The sequence below is a fragment of the Parasynechococcus sp. genome, assembly GCF_045559935.1.
Lineage (GTDB): Bacteria > Cyanobacteriota > Cyanobacteriia > PCC-6307 > Cyanobiaceae > Parasynechococcus.
In genome coordinates this window covers 147,307-165,430 of sequence record NZ_JBJLJL010000007.1, presented here as the reverse complement: position 1 = coordinate 165,430, position 18,124 = coordinate 147,307, and the positions used below count along the sequence as shown (strand labels likewise).

Below are 18,124 nucleotides of genomic sequence, written 5' to 3'. Positions count from 1 at the left end.
TCGATGACCTCTCCCAGCCTGTCCGTCAACAGCACCGCACCGGAACGGGGAGCGGTCTCCGAGCTTGTTCAGGAGACCTCTGCCCTCACGAAACGGCTGTTTCTTCAACTGGCGCGGCGCCCATCGACCCTGGTGGCCGGCGTGCTGCAGCCACTGATCTGGCTGATTCTGTTCGGCGCCCTGTTTGCCAACGCACCCGAGGGGCTGCTGCCCGGGGGCATGAGTTACGGCCGCTTTCTCGGAGCGGGAGTGATTGTGTTCACAGCGTTCAGCGGTGCTCTGAATGCCGGCTTGCCGGTGATGTTCGACCGTGAGTTCGGCTTTCTCAATCGTCTGCTCGTCGCTCCCCTGCGCAGTCGCAGTTCGATCGTGCTGGCCTCCGTGCTGTACATCACGGTGCTGAGCCTGCTTCAGAGCCTGGCGATCATGATCACCGCCGCCCTGCTGGGCTACGGCTGGCCCGGGGGCGCCGGTCTGCTCTTGGTGGTTGCCACCCTGCTGCTGCTGGTGTTCGCGGTCACCGCCCTCAGTCTCGGGATGGCCTTTGCGCTGCCGGGTCACATCGAGCTGATCGCCGTGATCTTCGTGGCGAATCTTCCGCTGCTCTTCGCCAGCACGGCTCTGGCTCCGTTGTCCTTCATGCCGGCCTGGCTGGGCTGGCTTGCGGCCCTGAATCCCCTTACCTTCGCGATAGAGCCCATCCGTGCCGCATACAGCGGTTCGCTCGATCTCTCGGCAGTCCTCCTCGAGGCGCCCTACGGCGATGTCACCGGCTTCGCCTGTCTGCTCGTTCTGCTGGTGCTCACCGTCGGACTGTTCCTGCTGATCCGTCCACTGCTCAACCGCAAGCTCTCCTGAATCCGTGCCTTCCTCACCGTTCCAGCAGCCTTCAGCCCGTCAGCACGCCCTCTCCAGGCAGATGCTTGAAGCCGAAGAGCGGGGTGATGCCCGCCGTCTCTCGTTGCTGCAGGGGCAGTGGGTGCATCGCTTCGGCGTCGCGACACTGCCGGTCTCCACTGCAGCAGCGCCGGTTTCGGAGAGTCCGATGGCTCCCCTCACGCCGTTGAGCCGTGAATCGGATGTTTCCGTCGTTGCTGAGTCCTCCGCAGCGGCCGGCTTCCTGGAGATCATGGGCGGCACGAACGAGGAACAGCCTGTCGTCGAGGAACAGCCTGTTGTCGAGGAACAGCCTGTTGTCGAGGAACAGCCGTTCGTCGCTGAACAGCCCGCCGAGCCCCAGCGGCCTGTTCCGGCACCGCCTCTCAGCACACCACGCTCCCTGCGCCGCTGGCTGCCCGGTGCTGAGTCATCCTTCCCCAAGGCTTCCTGAGACGTCATGTTGCCGTCCAATGAGGTGCTGGATCAGGGACTGATCGTTTCCGTTCAGGCCCCTCCGGGCTCTCCCATGCGTGACCCTGACGTCATCGCGGCCATGGCCGACGCCTCACTCCGCAACGGAGCGGTCGGGGTTCGTCTTGAGAGCCCGGAACACATCGGAGCGGTTCGCCGTCGCTGCCCCGATGCCTTGATCATCGGATTGTGGAAATGCACGTTCCCTGACAGTTCCGTGTACATCACGCCGGGTTGGAGAGAAATCCAGACGGTCTGGTCTGCCGGTGCCGACGTGATCGCGATCGATGCCACGGCCCGACCCCGTCCTGAGAGGCAGGAGCTGGAGGATCTGATCCAACGGGCGAGGGTCGAGTTGCGTGCCCCCCTGATGGCTGATGTCGACAGCGTCGAGAACGGATTGCGTGCGGCCTCCCTCGGTTGCGACTGGGTCGGCACCACGCTCTTTGGCTACACGGAGGAGACATCCGGCCAGCAGCCCCCGGGGCTGTCTCTGCTTCCGGATCTGAGGCATCAGCTGAAAACCAGCGTGCGCCTCATCTGTGAAGGGGGAATCGCGTCCCCGGACGCCGCCCGCTCGGCTCTGAAGGCCGGAGCGGACAACGTCGTTGTGGGAACAGCGATCACGGGCGTGGATCTGCAGGTGGCCGCCTACTGCCGAGGCATGGCCGGCTGATCACATCATTCCGGGCATACCCATGCCGCCCATTCCTCCCATGCCGGGCATGCCCATGCCGCCCATTCCTCCCATGCCGCCCATCGGATCTCCACCACCTTCAGGGGCCGGTGCCGGTGGTTCGGGCTTGTCGGCGATCACCACCTCCGTGGTGATCAGCAGGGAGGCGATGGAGACCGCATCCTGAAGGGCAAGACGCACCACCTTGGTGGCGTCGACGATTCCAGCGGCTCTGAGGTCCTCAAAATTGCCGGTCAGCGCGTTGAAGCCCTGGCCGCTCTCCCGCATGGCTGAGATCACCACATCGCCATTTCGACCCGCGTTCGTGGCGATCTGGTGAACGGGAGCCGCCAGGGCTCGCTGCACGATTTCAACGCCAGTCCGCTCATCGCCATCGAGTTGCGCCACCAGCGCATCGAGCCCCTGGGCCAGCTGCAGCAGGGTGCTGCCACCGCCGGCGACGATGCCCTCCTCCACTGCGGCCCTGGTCGCGTTCAGGGCATCTTCAATGCGCAGCTTGCGGTTTTTGAGTTCCGTCTCAGTGGGGGCACCCACTTTGATCACGGCGACACCGCCCGCCAGTTTGGCGATCCGCTCATTCAGCTTCTCGCGGTCGTAATCGGAGTCGGTGGCTTCCAGCTCGCGCTTGATCGAGGCGACCCGGGCCGACACCGCCTGCTTGTGATCCTCGCTGGCGACGATCGTGGTGTTCTCCTTGCTGATCGTGATCCGGCGGGCCCGGCCGAGATCAGCCAGGGTGACCTTGTCCAGCGTCATCGCCTTGTCCTCGCTGATCACCGTGGCTCCCGTGAGCACGGCGATGTCGGCCAGGGCCGCTTTACGGCGCTCGCCGAAGGATGGGGCGCGCACCGCAGCCACCTGCAGAACGCCGCGGTTCTTGTTCACCACCAGCGTGGCGAGAGCCTCTCCCTCCACCTCTTCGGCCAGGATCAACAGCGGGGAACCGCTCTTCTGGACCAGCTCGAGCGCAGGAACCAGGTCAGCGATGGCGCTGATCTTGCGGTCGGTCAGCAGCAGCAGCGGGTTTTCGAATTCACACAGCTGACGATCGCCGTCGTTGACGAAATACGGGGAGCTGTAGCCCCGGTCGAAGGCCATGCCCTCGGTCACCTCCAGCTCTGTGGCCAGGGATTTCGATTCCTCAACGGTGATCACCCCATCCACGCTCACACGGTCCATGGCTTCCGCCACCATCTGACCGACCTCGTCATCCCCCCCGGAACTCACCGTGGCGACCTGACGGATGGCGTCGGCTTCAACGGTCTGGCTGCGTTGGCTGAGACCCTCCACCACCTGGGCACAGGCTTTCTCCATGCCGCGGCGCAGTTCCACGGGACTGGCTCCGGCGGCGGTGTTGCGCAGGCCTTCCCGCACCATGGCCTGGGCGAGCACGGTGGCGGTGGTGGTGCCGTCACCGGCCTTGTCCTTGGTCTTGGAAGCCACCTGCTGGATCAGTTTCGCTCCGAGGTTCTCGAAGGGATCCTCCAGTTCGATCTCCTTGGCGATGGTGTCACCGTCATTGACGATGTCAGGGGCGCCGAAGGATTTCTCGAGCACCACATTGCGGCCGCGGGGGCCGATGGTGACGCGGACGGCGTCGGCAAGAGCATCGACACCCCGCTCAAGAGCGCTGCGGGACTCGTCGGAGAAGGAAAGGAGTTTCGCCATGGTCACTGGACAGCCGCAAATCAATGTCCCACAGCGACGGAGGCCCGGTGCAGGGGGTGCGCGGTGGGGAAAGCCGAATGTCTCCCGTGGCGCGGATGCCTGCTCATCACAGGCTGATTAACGTCCGGATATGGCTGATTCCGGTGCCTTCTTTTTTGTGCTGATGGCCGGGCTGGCGGGGTCCATGGCCCTCGTCTACGTGCCTCTGCGAATCTTCCTGACCGCGACAGCCCGCAGCCGCCGATTGCGCCTGTTGCAGCGGATCCGCCGACTGCGTGAAGAACTGGCTCAGCCGCTGGAGTCGTGATCGTCAGGCCATCACCATGCCGCCATCCACCTGGAGCACCTGGCCGGTGATGTAAGCCGAGGCGGGGTCTGTGGCCAGGAAACGCACGGCTCCAGCCACCTGTTCCTGAGTGCCGAAGGTGCCGAGGGGAATGTCCCGGAGGATGGCATCGGCATCGAGATCCTTGGTCATGTCCGTGGCGATGAAGCCCGGCGCCACGGCATTCACCGTGATGCCGCGGCTGGCCAACTCCTTGGCGGTGCTCCGGGTCAGGCCCACCACCCCGGCCTTGGCTGCGGCGTAGTTCGCCTGGCCGGCGTTGCCCATCAGGCCCACCACGGAGGTGATGTTGATGATCCGTCCGCTCTTCTGCTTGAGCATCGGTCGAGCCACAGCTCGGCTGCAGAGAAACACGCCCGTGAGATTCAGATCGATCACCGCCTGCCATTCGGACGTTTTCATCCGCATCAGCAGCCCATCCCTGGTGATGCCGGCGTTGTTCACCAGCACATCAAGACGACCGCTGCGCTCAAGGACCGTCTTGATCAGACCGTCCACGTCCTCTTCCATCGCCACGTTCGCCTGGAGCGCGTAGGCCTTTCCCCCTGATGCGGTGATCAGCTCCACCACCTCCTCGGCTGCGGCGGCTGAGTTCGAGTAGTTGACCACCACCTCCATGCCGGATTCCGCCAGAGCGAGGGCGATGGCCCGACCGATCCCGCGGCCGCCGCCGGTCACCAGGGCGGTCTGGCCGGTGAGGGCTGTGGAGGAGGTCATGAAGGGGCCTGAGCTCGGAGGATCGTAGGGATCGGTGTGATTGCCACCTCAGCCAGCCATGGTTTCGATGCTGTCGACCGCCTCTCCCAGCAGCTCCTGAAAGCACTTGAGCTGAGGTCGGCTGCCCAGCACGATCAGCAGCTGTCCGGGGGCCAGCTTTGTTTCCCCGCGGGGATTGGCGATCAGATCGTTCCCTTCCCGGATCGCCAGCACAAGGGCGCCGCTGCGCCGTCCCAGTTCCAGCTCCTGCAGAGAGCGGCCGTGCACGTTGAGCAGATGCAGCGGGTCGCTGCTGAGCTGAAATTCCTCGATCTCGTAGTTGGAGCCGACCAGGAGCTCCATGAAATTGATCGCCAGCGGTCGCAGGGCCGAAGCCGCCATCACCCGTCCTCCGGCGATGTATGGGCTCACCACCACAGTGGCGCCGGCCAGTCGCAGTTTGGCGGCCGCTTCATCGCTGTTGGCTCTGGCGATCAGACGGCAGGACGGTTGCAGGTCACGGGCACTGAGCACCACGTAGAGGTTCGATGCATCTCCGGGCAGCGCAGCTACAAGGCTGCGGCATTGCTCCAGCCCAGCCTCGAGCAGGGATTCATCGAGCGTCGCATCGGCCAGAAGCACCTTCAGACCTCGTGATTCAGCGATCTGGCTTCGCTCGGGATCCGTTTCGATCACCACGAGGGGGATGTCATCGCGCTGCAGCTGAGCGGCGATCTCCTGACCGATGCGTCCGTAACCGCAGAGAATGACGTGATTCCGCATGCTCTGAAGCAGGCGCTGGAAGCGGAACTCCCGAAGTTGTCGGAAGTAACCCGATTCTGTCAGCCCCAGCACGCGCTGGATGAACAGCTGGACCACCAACAGACCGCCGATCACGATCAGCACGGTCACAAGCCGGCCCTGTGAGGAGAGGGGATGCACCTCGCCGTAGCCGATGGTGCTGATGGTGATCAGCACCATCCAGAGACAGTCCCCCCAGTCCCAGCCTTCGGTGATGCGGTAACCGATGGATCCGGCAAGAATCACGCTGCTCAGGGCGGTCAGGGGACCCCGCCATGGAGCTGTGATCGCCTGGAACTGGCTCTGCCCCCGGATCCTCCGCCTTTGGCGAGCCATCAGCTTGTGTCAGAACCCCAGGGCGGTGAGCACGTCGTCTTCACCGATCGTTGTCAGGGGGCCTTCACCGCCGAGGCATCTGATCTCGGCCCGTTCGGGAAGATCTCCGGCCTGTCCGCCAAGGGCGACCAGCGGAACATTGCTGTAAGCCGCCAACAGCTGAGTGAGCGGACAACTGCTGAGCACCACGTCCGCGCAGGCCACGGCGGCGGCTCGCTCGACAAGCTTCAGCTCCGGAGAAAGGCTTCGGCTCCGCAGGGTCGCCAGGCGGGTGCGGACCGCCTCAGGCAGTGCGCCCCATCGTTGGTCGGGCCAGTCGTTGGATGCTCCCGAGGGTGCCATCAGCAGCAGTGGTCCGTCTCCAGCAGGAAGCTCGGCACGGGCGTTCTCCAGGGCCTTGGACGGCAGGCTCAGACGGAAACCGTCAGCCTTGAGGGAACATCCAAGCGCTTCCACGAACGGAGCGATCCTCTGAGCCGCCCAGCCCTGCCCCAGGGCAATGCGATCGGTGGAGGCGAAGCCTGACAGGGCCACTCGGGTCGGGATGTGGCTCATCGACAGCATCAGATTGACCGACTGACCTTCCGCGAAGTTGAGGCAGGCCTGGAAGTCCGGTTCACGGACGCAGCCGAGAAGGTTCGTCCAGTCGGCCAGTGATGGGTTGGATTCGAAGCTGAAGGGAATCAGCTTTTCGAAACCCGGCATCAGCTCCCATGCCGCGCGGCATTTGGGATCACAGGCCACCTGAACCATCGCTCCCAGTGCTTCGGCGACAGCCGCAAGAGCGGGAAGACGCTCCAGCTGGGCCAGAACCGGGCCAGGGCTGAGGGCAAGGACTCGCATCGAACCGCTGCGGAGAGCGTCTGGGCTGATTGTATGGAGACCGTTTCAGCCTGCTGGGGGCAGGAGTCGCTTGTGCATCTGTTGATCGCCGCAGCGGGGAGTGGTCGCCGCATGGGGGCGGATCGCAACAAGCTGCTGCTGCCGCTGGCGGGACGCCCCGTGATCGCCTGGACCCTGGACGCGGCGATGGCGGCCGATCGGATCCGTTGGATCGGCATCGTCGGTCAGGAGATCGATCGCGAGGAGATCCTCGCCTTGGTGCAGGGTGCGCCCAAGCCGGTGGTTTGGATCCAGGGGGGCAGCACGCGTCAGGACTCGGTGCTGCGAGGTCTGGCGGGACTGCCTCCCGGGGCCGAGCACGTTCTGATTCATGACGGAGCCCGCTGCCTTGCGGAGCCTGCGCTCTTCGATCGGTGCGCCGAGCGGGTCGAGGCGGGGATGGCGTTGATCGCTGCCACACCGGTGACGGACACGATCAAGCGGGTGGATGCCGAAGGTTGCATCAGGGAGACGCCGGACCGTTCCGAACTGTGGGCTGCCCAGACGCCCCAGGGGTTTCAGGTTCAGCAGCTGCAGCAGGGCCATGACCGGGCCAGGGAGCAGGGCTGGAACGTCACGGACGATGCCTCCCTCTACGAACGCCTCGGCTGGCCTGTGCAGGTGCTGGATGCGGGCCCCTCGAACATCAAGGTGACGACGCCCTTCGACCTGACGGTGGCCGAGGCGGTGCTCCAGCTCAGGAGAGCAGGCTGAGCTGACCCGTGTCTCCGTCGAGGCGTGCCTGACGGCCGAGGGGGAGAGCCGCGTTGCCGGGCTGGTGTCCGACCGGCAGATCCATCACCCTGGGGATGTTCAGATCCGCTGTGCGCTCCTCCAGCACCTGACTCACCGTGAAGTTCAGCTGATCAGGGCGATCGTCCTCGCAGTCGCTGAAGCTTCCGAAACCGAGACCCGCCAGTCGATGCAGGGCACCGCAAAGCCGCCAGTGGGTGAGCATGCGATCGATGCGGTAGGGCGCCTCACCCACGTCCTCGAGGATCAGGATCGCTCCATCGAGATCGGGAATCCATGGCGATCCCAGCAGATGGCTGGCCACGGTGAGATTGGCCACCAGCAACGGACCGCTGGCGATTCCTCCTCCGAGCCCTCGTCCCTGCAGATCCTGCAGAGCGTCTCCGAACAGCAGCTGCCGCAGCCGCTGCTGGCTCCACTCCGGTTCCGAGGACAGGGTGGTGAGCAGGGGGCCGTGAATCCCTCCATCGAAACCGGCGGCGAGCCGACCCCACAGCAGTGCCGTGACATCGGAGAACCCCAGCAGCCAGCCTGGTTGCCAGGGGATAGGCCGCTCCAGCAGACGGGCAGCCCCCCATCCACCCCTGGCACAGGCCAGCAGGCTGACCGGAGTCTCCGGGAGCAGATCATCGAGCCGCTGCTCATCCCGGCCTGCCAGATATCCCCAGTGACGTCCAACAACGGAGTGAGGTCGGCAGCGCAGCCCCCAGCTCTCCAGCAGGCTCACTCCCTGATGCAGGCGCTCGGCATCCGCGAGGGCAGAACTGGCGGCCACCACTGCCATGGCATCACCGGGCCGCAGAGGTGCTGCTGTCTGCTCTGCCATCAGGCGAACGCTCTTCCGAGCATCAGAGCGATGAGCAGGAGTGATCCGAGCTGGACCTGGCGACTGAAGTGACGACCGAACACCGCCATGCCTGTCTGGCCCTGCTCAAGCGGCGTGCAACTGGCCTGCATCAGCCAACTGGCGATGGCCCAGAGCGGCCAGAAGATCCAGCCGATGCCGCTCGCCGCGGCGGCGATGGCCAGCAGGATGCAGGTGACCCCGTAACAGACACGAACCGCAGGCACCGCCGAGCCACCCAGGGTGAGAGCGCTGCTGCGCAGGCCAAGCCTGGCGTCGTCCCGTCGGTCCGCCATCGCATAGACGGTGTCGAAGCCGAAGGTCCAGAGCATGGTGGCGAGCCAGCACCCGAGCAGGGCGGCATCCGCGGTCAGCTCCGCTTCAGCCGCAGCCCAGGGAATCAGAACGGCGAAGCCCCAGCAGAGCGCGAGGACGGCCTGAGGAAAGGGGAACCAGCGCTTGGCTGAGGGGTAGAGAAGGATCGGTGGCAATGCCGCAACAGCAAGGGCAAGACAGAGCAGCAGGCTCGCCTGCGGCAGGCTGAGCACCACCAGAAGGCTGAGGATCAGCATGCCGATCAACAGTGCGGCAGCAGTGCTGACCCTCATGGCTCCACGGGCCAGCGGGCGGCTGCTGGTGCGCTCCACCTCGCCGTCGAACCGGCGGTCCCAGAGATCGTTGGCGATGCACCCGGCTCCGCTCACCGCCAGGCCGCCGACCACGATGCGCAGAACCAGAGATGCCGATGGCGGTGCAGACGGCATCAGCCAGAGGGCCCAGCCCGCCGGCACCAGCAGAATCAGTCTCCCTGTGGGCTTGTTCCAGCGCAGAAGCTGAAGCCAGGGCAACGTGCTGGGAGGGTGACTGATCACAGGGTCACAGATTTACAAAACCCTAGTCAGGGTCTATCTGCATCAGCCATGGGTGGCAGAGTGGTTCGACTTCGGGTCGGGGCTGCCGATGCTGGGTGCTGAGTCCACTCCGTCTGCGTCGCCTGCCTCTTCGTCCACCCAGCAGCTGGGGGCCAGCAGCGCGGAGGGCCTGTCCGGTCAGCGGCGGAGGATCGCCGCCATCGATATCGGTACCAATTCCACCCATCTGCTGGTGGCATCGGTGGACACGACCCTGCGGACGTTCAGCATCGTTCAGGCTGAGAAATCCACCACTCGGCTGGGGGAGCGGGACCCGGAAAGCGGCGAACTGACCGCTGAGGCGATGCAGCGCGGTGTTGAGACCCTGCGTCGTTTCCGAGACCTGGCGGCCAGCCATGCGGTGGAGCAAGTGGTCACTGCTGCCACCAGTGCAGTCCGGGAAGCTCCCAACGGCAGGGATTTCCTGCAGCGCATCCAGGACGTTCTCGGCCTCGAGGTGGATCTGGTGAGTGGGCCGGAGGAGGCGCGCCTGATCTATCTGGGCGTGCTCTCAGGCATGTCGTTCGGCGATCGTCCGCATCTGCTGCTCGACATCGGCGGCGGCTCCACCGAACTGATCCTCGCGGATGGACGTGATGCCCGCGCGCTCACCAGCACCCGGGTGGGGGCCGTCCGATTGCAGCGGGATTTCGTCAAGGACGATCCGATTCCACCCCAGCGCCGCGCGTTCCTCCAGGCGTTCATTCAGGGATCCCTCGAGCCGGCGGTGGACAAGGTGCACCGCCGGATCAAACCGGGCGAGATTCCTGTGCTGGTCGCCACCAGCGGCACGGCCATGGCGATCGGTGCGCTGGCCGCCAGTGAGGACGATCGACCGCCTCTGAAGCTGCACGGGTACCGGGTGTCCCGTCAGCGCCTCGATCGTGTTGTCGAGAAGCTGGTGGCGATGACGCCTGAACAGCGCAGGGAGCTCTCCCCGATCAACGATCGCCGCGCCGAGATCATCGTTCCTGGCGCGCTGATCCTGCAGACCACCATGCAGATGCTCGGGGTGGACGAGCTCGCGCTGAGCGAGCGGGCCCTCCGTGAAGGATTGATCGTCGACTGGATGCTGCGTCACGGTCTGCTCGAGGACCGTTTCAGCTTCCAGAGCAGCATCCGTCAACGCACGGTGATCCATCAGGTGCAGCGCTTCGCCGTGAATCAGCGCCGCGCTGAGCGCGTCGCTCTTCATGCCCTCAGCCTCTACGACAACACCCATGGCGTGATGCACCATGACGATGGTCAGGGACGCGAGCTGCTCTGGGCAGCCGCGATGCTGCATTCCTGTGGGCAGCACATCAACCTCAGTGCTTATCACAAGCACTCCTGGTACCTGATCCGCCACGGTGAACTGCTGGGTTACTCCGAAGCGGAACACCTGATGGTGGCGGCGATCGCCCGGTATCACCGCCGCAGCCTTCCCAAGAAGCGTCATGAGTCCTGGCAGGCCATCACCACCCGGGAGCATCGCCGGCTGGTCTCGGAGATGGCACTGCTGCTGCGACTCGCCGCAGCACTGGACCGACGTCCGGAACCCGTCGTGGCATCGCTGCGCGTTTCAGCTGCTCCGGGAGAACTTCAGCTTGAGCTGATTCCCGAGCGCCTGAACCAGAATCTCAGTCTCGAGCAGTGGAGCCTCGAAAGCTGTGCTGATGTGGTGTGGGAAGCGTCGGGGATGAAGCTGATGATCAGAGTTCAGGGCTGAGGCGATACCAGCGCACAGCATCGATCGGGCCGAGGGCAGCCGCTTCGCCGCCAGGTCGTTTCACCATCACCAGATCGGGCCTGCCCGCGTAGATCTCCACGCTTTCCGGGTCGTCGACCGTGCGGTCGTTCACCAGAGTTCCCTGGAACTCGAGGTTGCCGTTGCGACGCAGCGCGATCCAGCTGGGTTCGCGACTGCTGATCGTGAGAGATGAAGCGAGTGGTTCCGAAGGGGCTGCGCTGACGGGTTCCGCTTCGGGAACAGACGGCTTCGGTGCGGGAGTGGCCATCGGCTCCTCCGTCATTTCAGCCGGTTTCTGCACCGGGGGCATGGACGTTCTGGTGCGCAGAAGCATGGCCCCACCACCGCCGGCTGCGATGACCAGGACGATCGGCAGCATGAAGCTCCAGCGCCCCCTGGCGGGAGAGGCCGCTGTCGAGGCCGGTGCGGTGATGTTGATGGTGGTGCGCGTTGGAGTGCTGCTGATCGTTCCCAGCTGCTCCGCCAGGGCATCCGCGTCAAGTTTGAGATGACCGGCGATCCGGCGCACCATCGCTTTGATGAAGACCGGTTCCGGGAGTCCCTGCAGGTCTCCGAGCTCCAGGGAACGGAGCTGCTCCACGCCGAGATGAAGATTGCCTGCCAGTTGTTCCGCGCTCAGTCCCAGCGCCTCCCTGCGCTCCTGGATGGTCCGTCCGACGTCGACGAGGCCACCTGGGGCAGTGCCCCCGGAATCAGTATCTCTGTGATCACTGACAGCCACGAAAAAGGCGAATCAGAAGGATTGGATATGAACGTAATGCCTTTTGGATGATTTGACTGTCAAAGTGATGATCAGCATCTGATTCCGATCAAATGTTCGGAAGGAAGTGTTCATTCAGATGGGCGATACTGGATTCGAACCAGTGACCCCTTCCGTGTGAAGGAAGTGCGCTACCACTGTGCTAATCGCCCGCACAACCCGATCTTAAACCACAGGGTTCTGTTGGTTCGGGCGGAAGAGATGATCGTGATCCGGCGAATAGAGCCTCGATCTCCGTGCGCTGCCGCTGAGTGCGGGGCTGACGATGTAAAGGGTCGTTCTGATCAGTGACCGGGCCTGACTGACCTCTGCCATGGTCGAGAGCGGAACGACGTCGATCCATTCATCCGGCCAGCTGATCCGGTGTCCGATGCAGACGGGGGTGTCGGCTGGATAGTGACGCAGCAGGATCTCCTGAACCTCGTCAACGTGTCGGGCACTCAGATACAGGCAGAGGCTGGCCCCCAGAGCAGCGAGTCTGTTGAGATCCTCCCGCTCAGGAACCCCTGTTCGGCCGCCGGCACGTCCCAGAACGATGGTCTGCACCAGTCCTGGGACGGTGAGCTCCTGGCCGAGCCGGGCAGCGGCAGCCTGGTAGGCGCTGAGCCCGGGAACGACCTCCACGGGAACCTCCGCATCGGAGAGCGCGGCGATCTGCTCATGAATCGCGCTGTACAGCGACGTGTCCCCGTCATGCAGGCGAACCACCTGATGGCCTTGCCGGTGCCGTTCGATCAGCACAGGGATCACCTCCTCCAGAGTGAGCGTGCTGGTGCGGATCCGCTCGCAGTGCTCCGGCGCCAGGGCAGCAATGGCCGGGCAGACCAGGGAATCAGTCCAGACCAGAACGTCGGCCCGTTTGAGCCGCTCGGCGGCGCGGAGCGTCAGCAGATCCGGGGCTCCAGGACCTCCTCCGATGAAACAGACCGGTGATCTCAGCATCCCTTCATCATCCATTGGAGCCGGAGGGTCCCGTCTGGGATGGCTCCCGATGGGATGGACCGCGGGAGTACAGCCAGGCCAGGCCGATGCCTCCGGCCACCATCAGCAGGCCGCTCATCAACTGGGCGATCCGCAGGCCGCCCTCACAGGCCGGTGGCAGGGCTCCGATGCACAGCGGGTCGATGCGAAGTCCTTCGATCCAGACGCGACCAAGGCTGTATCCCACCAGGTAGACACAACTCAGTGCTCCGGAGGGCAGGCGGATGCTGCCTCGGCTCCCCAGGCGGAACAACACGATCAGAACGAGGAACAGCACCAGGTTCCAGATCGACTCGTAGAGAAAGGTGGGATGGAAGAACTCCGAATCGGCATAGACCGCCGGCCGATTCGCAAAGGGAATGAAAAGCTTCCAGGGAAGGTCTGTGGGCACTCCGAAGGCCTCGGAGTTGAAGAAGTTGCCCCATCGGCCGATCGCCTGGCCGAGGGCGACGGAGGGAACCAGCACATCCAGAACATCCCAGAAGGGCTGACGTCTCCAGCGGCAGAAAAGGATCAGCGTCAGGGTCCCGGCCAGGAGCGCTCCATGGATGGCGATCCCCCCTTCCCAGATGGCCAGGGCCTTGGTCCACTGGTCGGCGTAGTTGCGCCACTCGAAGGCGACGTAATAGATGCGTGCTCCGATCACCGACGTGAGCACGAGCAGTGGAAGCAGGTCACTGATCAGCCCGTTTTCGAGCTGCCGGGATCTGGCCAGTTGACTGGAGAGGTTGAGGCCGACCAGCACCGCTAGAGCGATCAGCAGGCCATACCAGCGGAGGGTGAGGGGCCCCAGCTGGATCAGCTCAGGCCCCGGTGAGGTGAACATCGCCTCAGATGCCTTCAGCAGCCTGAACCTTCTCGATCTGACGCTTCTTCAGCACCAGCATGATCTGAGCCAGAGCGACCGCGGCGAAGAAGGCCAGCAGACCGTAGATCCGGACAGGGTTCTGAAGAACCACCTCGGCATCCACCTGGCCGAAGCCGCCGACGTTGGGATCATCGGTGAGTGCTGCTCCGGCCTCAACGCTGTCGCCGACATTCACCAGCAGTGCGGGACCGACGGGAACGGTCTCAGCAACCGAGGCGCCATCGGCACCGGTGATGGTCACCACACTGGAACCGTTGTCGCCGGCCTCGATGCCGGCGACGGTGCCTGTTGCTGGAGCGGTGTAGACGGCGTTGTTGCTCTTCTCACCGGTGGGATACACCTGGCCGCGGCCGCGGTTCCCACCCACGTGAATCTGGTACTTACCGAAGTGGATGCTGCTGTCGGTGGCGGGATCGGGGGAGAGCACCGGGAAAACGATCTCCTGATGCTGATCACCCGGAATGGGCCCCACCAGAAGAATGTTGGGTTGGTCGTCGCTGTACTGGCTGAAGTAGACGCCTTCGGTCTCCTCGCGGATCTCGTCGGTCCAGCGGTCCTGAGGGGCGAGGGTGAAGCCGTCGGGCAGCATCACCACGGCACCGACCTGGAGCGGAACCTGGCTGCCGTCTGCTCCGATCTCCTGGATGCCTTCCTCATAGGGGATTTTGACGCTGGCCTTGAACACGCTGTCGGGGAGCACCGACTGGGGAACTTCCGCCTGGGTCAGCTTCTGAGCGAGGTGGCAGTTGGCGCAGACAATCTTGCCGGTGGCTTCACGGGGACTGTCGTAGTTCTGTTGAGCCCAGAAGGGATAGGCCCAGCTGGCGGCCGGTGCGATCAGAAGAGCCAGGCCGAGAACCAGCGATCCGATCAGGAGGGAGAGGTGGCGACGCATGGAACGGTGTGGGAGGGGGTTCGGGCGAAGGGGGAGGAAGGTCAGGCCCACCAGGGCTTGTCGCCCGTGCGGAAGTCGGTCTCGGTCCACTGGCTGACAAAGACGTTGTCGTTCTCGACGCTGACATTCGCCAGGGCGAGGGACAGGGGGGCTGGGCCGCGGACCACCTTTCCGGTGGCGTCGTACTGACTGCCGTGGCAGGGGCACATGAACTTGTTCGCGCCACTGTTCCAGGGCACAACGCAGCCCAGATGGGTGCAGATCGCATTGATGCCGTAGCTGCCGATGGCGTCTTCACCCTCCACGATCAGATAGGTGGGGTCTCCCTTGAGGCCCTGAACGAGGCTGCGGTCTCCCTCGGGGTGAGACGCCAGCCAGCCGCTGGCGCTGACGTCGTTCCCGAGTTCATCCTTGGCACTCGTGCCACCGCCGCTGCCGGCGGCTTTGGGCGGGATGAAGTAGTTGGCCACGGGGTACAGAGCCCCGAGAGCGACGCCTGTGACGGATCCAAAGGTCAGCAGATTCATGAACTGCCGACGACCCATTCCGGGCACATCGCTCGAGGAAAGTTGGGTCATGGCGGACGTTCATCCAGCACGGAATGGCGATCATTATGGACGCTTAAGTGCCTGTCACGCTTTGCAACGACTGGCCTTTGCCCCGCCCCGGCGACACCCGATCTGTGCTTGTGAATCCGTTCGAATCAGCCGACAGTCCCCTCGGGGTGGAGGAGCTGATCAGCTGTCTCCGCCAGCGCTGGAAAGCGACTTACGACCTTCAGCTGGTGGTGCGCAGGCAGCGTCTCTACCTGCAGGTGATGTGGGCCTATCTGGAGCAGCAGTCCTTTCCGATGGACGAATCCGCCTATCGGGAGCACATCGCCGAAGTTCTGGATGTTGTGAATCGTCTTGGTCTGGCCACGGAAGTGCGCCGATGGCTGTGGGATACCCGTGACAAACCTCGTCTCGGCAAGGCCCTCAGCCTGCATCTGGAGGTGGAGGGACCCGAGGCCCGCAATCTGCTCAGGGAGTTTCTGGTCTGAGGGATTCCGCCAGGGCCACGAGGGCGACTCCCACCAGAAACAGTGCGGTGATGGCGCCGGCCAGCAACAGCATCGTGATGGGATCCGTGGAGGGAGTGAGCACGGCTCCTGCCAGCGCTGCGCTGAGCACCACCCATCGCCAGGCCCCGAGCATCGCTCGCCAGCGCACGAGCCCGAGCACACCGAGAAGCAGCTGCAGCACGGGCAGCTGAAAGGCCAGACCCGTGGCCAGCATCAGCAGCAGCACGAAGTCGAGATAGCGCTCGATCGACCAGAGCGGTTCGACCACATCGGCGCCGTAACTCACCAGGAAGCGCAGCGCCGCCGGCACGAGGGCCCACCAGGCGAAGGCAAGGCCTGCGACGAACAACACCGCCGAGCCTGCCACCGCGGGAGCGATCAGCCGCTGCTCACGTCGGGTCAGGCCCGGCAGCACGAAGGCAAGGCCCTGATACAGCACGTAGGGAAGGGCCAGGGTCAGGCCGGCGTAGCCCGCCACCTTGAGGGAGACGAACAGGAACTCGCCCGGGGCGAGTTGCAGGAAGTGAATGCCGCTGGCCGGTGCCTCCAGCATGCGCACGAGCGGTTTCACCGCCACCAGGCAGAGAGCGGCTCCCACGACAACGGCCAGAAGACTGCGCAGAACCCGCTGACGCAGCTCTTCGAGGTGGTCCACCAGCGGCATTTCCACCTCGTCCGGCAGATCGCCGGCGTTGGTCCCCCCACCAATCCGGATCGGTGGAGGAGGTTTCAGGAGTGGACCGTCGGGACTCTCGGGCAAGGATGGGGGGCGGGAAAAGGTCTGAACATCAGACGCCTGTTGAAGCAAGGCTAGAAGCCGCGCTGTCATGAAGATGCTGTTCGGCCCGATGCGGCTCACCCCAGCGGATTTCGCCGCCGCGATGACGCACCGTGCCTGGGCCGGCTCCCGGGATGCGTTGCAGCTGCATGGTCGGCACCATCACAACCGCAACCCGGCTGTTGCCGCGCGCACGACTGAAGTGAGCGGCCAGATCCGTGGCGAGTGTCAGATCGCCGTCCTCGGGCAGACCGCTGGAGGCCTTCAGGACCACATGGCTTCCCGGGCACTCCTGGGCATGGAACCAAAGGTCACCACTGCGCGCCTGGCGCAGACTGATCCAGTCATTCTGGCGGTGGTTTCGCCCCACCTGAATCAGCAGGCCTCCAGGTGAAACCAGCTCCAGCGGCTGCGGCGTGCTCTGACGCTGCTGGCGCCGCTCCTGCTGGCGGCCTCCGGGATTGAGCAGCTCCTCCAGTTCGCTGCGCAGCTCCTGCAGCGCTGTCAACCGTGGCGCGACCTCCTGCCAATGGGCGATCTGCAGGTCTTCGATGAAGGCCTCACTGCCGTTGATCAGATCCAGCCGCCGCCGGTGGTGGGTGAGACGTTCCTCCAGAACGGCCACTGATCGGCGCAGCTTGCGGGCACGCCGATACAGCTTCTGAGCCTGCTCCACCTGCTCCCGGCTGGGGGATGGCAGGCAGAGCAGTGCATCGGCCTGCTGCTGCAGGTCGTCGCTTCCCGCCGTGGCTGCCCGCCGCTGCATCTGGTCCTCCAGGGCGAGCTCCTCCTTGCCGCGCCACCGCTCGAGGCGCTGGCGCACTTCATCACTTCTCCGGCTGAGGGCTCGCTGGTCCAGCTGCTCCCGGTACCAGCGTCCAAGCACCAGGGCCAGGCCGGGCTCCCCGCTGTCCTGGCCTGTTCCCCACACCCGATACCGGCCGTCCTCCTGCAGCTGCAACCGAAAGGATTCCTGCTCCAGAGCCTTCAGCCAGCACTGCCAGGAGCGGTGCAACTGCTGCCACTGATCCGGTTCCAGATCCTGCACGCCGGAATCCGCCAGGCTTCCCGCCAGCTGTCGAATCAGAGGTGGACTGATCCCCTGATAACTCTGCTGAAGGGCTTTGCGGAGCGGGACCGGCAGCAGTTGCAGACGCTCCCGCCAGCGCTCGTCGGATTCCTGCGGATCCGGAGGCTGACCCTGAAGCGGTGGTGGTGGTGCGTATCCGTCGCCGGTCCCGATCGGGCGTACCCGTGACTGGTGATCGCGCACCTGTCTGCCCAGAGTGATGACCTGTCGCTGGTCATCAAGCAGCAGCAAATTGCTGTGGCGACCCATCAGCTCGAGCACCAGCACCCGCTGCACCCGTTCCCCGGGGCGTGCCGCCAGACGGAACTCCACAACCCGCTCGAAACCAGGCTGGTGCAGCTCCACGAGGGCCAGCTGGCGCAGGCTGTGCTGCAGCTGCTGGGCCAGCGTGCTGCCAGCCCCCTGTCTTGCCGGAGGGGGGATCTGGATCAGATGCGGAGCCTCCGCCAGCCAGCTCAGCTCGACCCAGGTCATGCCACTGAGGCTGCGGAAGCCGAGCTGCAGGCGAGCGGCATCAGGCTGCTGCGCCTTTTCGAAACGGCTTGGCACAAGTTGTCGGCGCAGATCCCACAGCACGGCCCTGAGGCTGGTGAGATCCATCAGCTGCAGGCTTGCCGCCGCCATCAGCTGGCATTCAGAGGTCTTCCTACTCTGC

20 protein-coding genes and 1 tRNA gene are annotated in these 18,124 nt (G+C 64.7%); 7 read left to right on the top strand and 14 right to left on the bottom strand.

Going from position 1 to position 18,124, the window contains the following annotated elements:
* Nucleotides 1–3 precede the first annotated feature (3 nt).
* Genes ACJ0G7_RS04190 through ACJ0G7_RS04180 form a run of 3 tightly spaced genes read left to right on the top strand, consistent with a single transcriptional unit; the run spans nt 4 to nt 2,026 of the window.
* The gene (locus ACJ0G7_RS04190) at nt 4–858 is read left to right on the top strand and encodes an ABC transporter permease (protein WP_043695408.1); all 855 of its coding nucleotides are present in this window, start codon (nt 4–6) and stop codon (nt 856–858) included.
* Nucleotides 859–862: 4 nt separating this feature from the next.
* Nucleotides 863–1,330, top strand: a complete 468-nt coding sequence (locus tag ACJ0G7_RS04185; protein ID WP_407395263.1) for a hypothetical protein — start codon at nt 863–865, stop codon at nt 1,328–1,330.
* A 6-nt stretch (nt 1,331–1,336) separates the two neighbouring features.
* A complete protein-coding gene (locus ACJ0G7_RS04180; protein WP_043695416.1) occupies nt 1,337–2,026 on the top strand; it encodes an N-acetylmannosamine-6-phosphate 2-epimerase in 690 nt (229 codons plus the stop codon).
* On the opposite strand, the gene groL is transcribed toward ACJ0G7_RS04180, so the two are convergent.
* Nucleotides 2,027–3,715: a chaperonin GroEL gene (gene groL / locus ACJ0G7_RS04175; RefSeq protein ID WP_043695420.1), complete on the bottom strand. Its 1,689-nt coding sequence runs from the start codon at nt 3,713–3,715 to the stop codon at nt 2,027–2,029.
* 130 nt (nt 3,716–3,845) lie between these two features.
* Here groL and ACJ0G7_RS04170 point away from each other — a divergent pair, with 130 nt between their 5' ends.
* A complete protein-coding gene (locus ACJ0G7_RS04170; protein WP_156957186.1) occupies nt 3,846–4,022 on the top strand; it encodes a hypothetical protein in 177 nt (58 codons plus the stop codon).
* Nucleotides 4,023–4,025: 3 nt separating this feature from the next.
* Here ACJ0G7_RS04170 and fabG read toward each other — a convergent pair whose 3' ends face one another.
* The 3 genes from fabG to ACJ0G7_RS04155 are packed head-to-tail and all read right to left on the bottom strand — an operon-like array spanning nt 4,026 to nt 6,737.
* Nucleotides 4,026–4,778 carry a 3-oxoacyl-[acyl-carrier-protein] reductase gene (gene fabG / locus ACJ0G7_RS04165; protein WP_407395262.1) on the bottom strand — a complete coding sequence of 251 codons (753 nt, stop codon included), beginning with the start codon at nt 4,776–4,778 and terminating at the stop codon, nt 4,026–4,028.
* Nucleotides 4,779–4,826: 48 nt separating this feature from the next.
* Nucleotides 4,827–5,894, bottom strand: coding sequence for a TrkA family potassium uptake protein (locus ACJ0G7_RS04160; RefSeq protein WP_043695427.1), 1,068 nt, complete (start codon nt 5,892–5,894; stop codon nt 4,827–4,829).
* A 9-nt stretch (nt 5,895–5,903) separates the two neighbouring features.
* Complete coding sequence (locus tag ACJ0G7_RS04155) at nt 5,904–6,737, bottom strand: glycosyltransferase family 9 protein (RefSeq protein WP_043695430.1); 834 nt, start codon at nt 6,735–6,737, stop codon at nt 5,904–5,906.
* Nucleotides 6,738–6,809: 72 nt separating this feature from the next.
* Between ACJ0G7_RS04155 and ispD the strand changes: the two genes are divergently transcribed.
* Nucleotides 6,810–7,490 carry a 2-C-methyl-D-erythritol 4-phosphate cytidylyltransferase gene (gene ispD / locus ACJ0G7_RS04150; RefSeq protein WP_043697411.1) on the top strand — a complete coding sequence of 227 codons (681 nt, stop codon included), beginning with the start codon at nt 6,810–6,812 and terminating at the stop codon, nt 7,488–7,490.
* Here the strand turns inward: ispD and ACJ0G7_RS04145 are convergent.
* Nucleotides 7,474–8,355, bottom strand: a complete 882-nt coding sequence (locus ACJ0G7_RS04145) for an LD-carboxypeptidase (protein ID WP_407395261.1) — start codon at nt 8,353–8,355, stop codon at nt 7,474–7,476. The two genes, ispD and ACJ0G7_RS04145, sit on opposite strands and share 17 nt — an antisense overlap.
* A complete protein-coding gene (locus ACJ0G7_RS04140; protein ID WP_407395260.1) occupies nt 8,355–9,245 on the bottom strand; it encodes a 4-hydroxybenzoate polyprenyltransferase in 891 nt (296 codons plus the stop codon). The genes ACJ0G7_RS04145 and ACJ0G7_RS04140 overlap by 1 nt, the downstream gene beginning before the upstream one ends.
* A gap of 88 nt (nt 9,246–9,333) precedes the next feature.
* Between ACJ0G7_RS04140 and ACJ0G7_RS04135 the strand changes: the two genes are divergently transcribed.
* On the top strand, nt 9,334–10,992 hold the full coding sequence (locus ACJ0G7_RS04135; RefSeq protein ID WP_407395286.1) for a Ppx/GppA phosphatase family protein: 1,659 nt from the start codon (nt 9,334–9,336) through the stop codon (nt 10,990–10,992).
* On the opposite strand, the gene ACJ0G7_RS04130 is transcribed toward ACJ0G7_RS04135, so the two are convergent.
* The 6 genes from ACJ0G7_RS04130 to petC all read right to left on the bottom strand — a co-directional run bounded on the left by ACJ0G7_RS04130 (nt 10,976) and on the right by petC (nt 15,116).
* Complete coding sequence (locus tag ACJ0G7_RS04130; RefSeq protein WP_043695439.1) at nt 10,976–11,755, bottom strand: RodZ family helix-turn-helix domain-containing protein; 780 nt, start codon at nt 11,753–11,755, stop codon at nt 10,976–10,978. The genes ACJ0G7_RS04135 and ACJ0G7_RS04130 overlap by 17 nt on opposite strands.
* A gap of 119 nt (nt 11,756–11,874) precedes the next feature.
* Nucleotides 11,875–11,946, bottom strand: a tRNA-Val gene (locus ACJ0G7_RS04125).
* A 13-nt stretch (nt 11,947–11,959) separates the two neighbouring features.
* Complete coding sequence (gene cobM / locus ACJ0G7_RS04120) at nt 11,960–12,736, bottom strand: precorrin-4 C(11)-methyltransferase (RefSeq protein WP_043697417.1); 777 nt, start codon at nt 12,734–12,736, stop codon at nt 11,960–11,962.
* 7 nt (nt 12,737–12,743) lie between these two features.
* Nucleotides 12,744–13,601, bottom strand: a complete 858-nt coding sequence (gene lgt, locus ACJ0G7_RS04115) for a prolipoprotein diacylglyceryl transferase (RefSeq protein WP_407395259.1) — start codon at nt 13,599–13,601, stop codon at nt 12,744–12,746.
* 4 nt (nt 13,602–13,605) lie between these two features.
* A complete protein-coding gene (gene petA, locus ACJ0G7_RS04110) occupies nt 13,606–14,538 on the bottom strand; it encodes a cytochrome f (protein WP_407395258.1) in 933 nt (310 codons plus the stop codon).
* A gap of 41 nt (nt 14,539–14,579) precedes the next feature.
* Nucleotides 14,580–15,116 (bottom strand): cytochrome b6-f complex iron-sulfur subunit, encoded by a 537-nt coding sequence (gene petC / locus ACJ0G7_RS04105; protein ID WP_043695450.1) that lies wholly within the window; start codon nt 15,114–15,116, stop codon nt 14,580–14,582.
* 104 nt (nt 15,117–15,220) lie between these two features.
* Here petC and ACJ0G7_RS04100 point away from each other — a divergent pair, with 104 nt between their 5' ends.
* A complete protein-coding gene (locus ACJ0G7_RS04100; protein ID WP_253912875.1) occupies nt 15,221–15,580 on the top strand; it encodes a DUF3067 family protein in 360 nt (119 codons plus the stop codon).
* On the opposite strand, the gene tatC is transcribed toward ACJ0G7_RS04100, so the two are convergent.
* Nucleotides 15,561–16,265 (bottom strand): twin-arginine translocase subunit TatC, encoded by a 705-nt coding sequence (tatC, locus tag ACJ0G7_RS04095; RefSeq protein ID WP_253912876.1) that lies wholly within the window; start codon nt 16,263–16,265, stop codon nt 15,561–15,563. The two genes, ACJ0G7_RS04100 and tatC, sit on opposite strands and share 20 nt — an antisense overlap.
* Before the next feature lie 124 nt (nt 16,266–16,389).
* Complete coding sequence (locus ACJ0G7_RS04090) at nt 16,390–18,093, bottom strand: NFACT family protein (protein WP_407395257.1); 1,704 nt, start codon at nt 18,091–18,093, stop codon at nt 16,390–16,392.
* Nucleotides 18,094–18,124 lie beyond the last annotated feature (31 nt).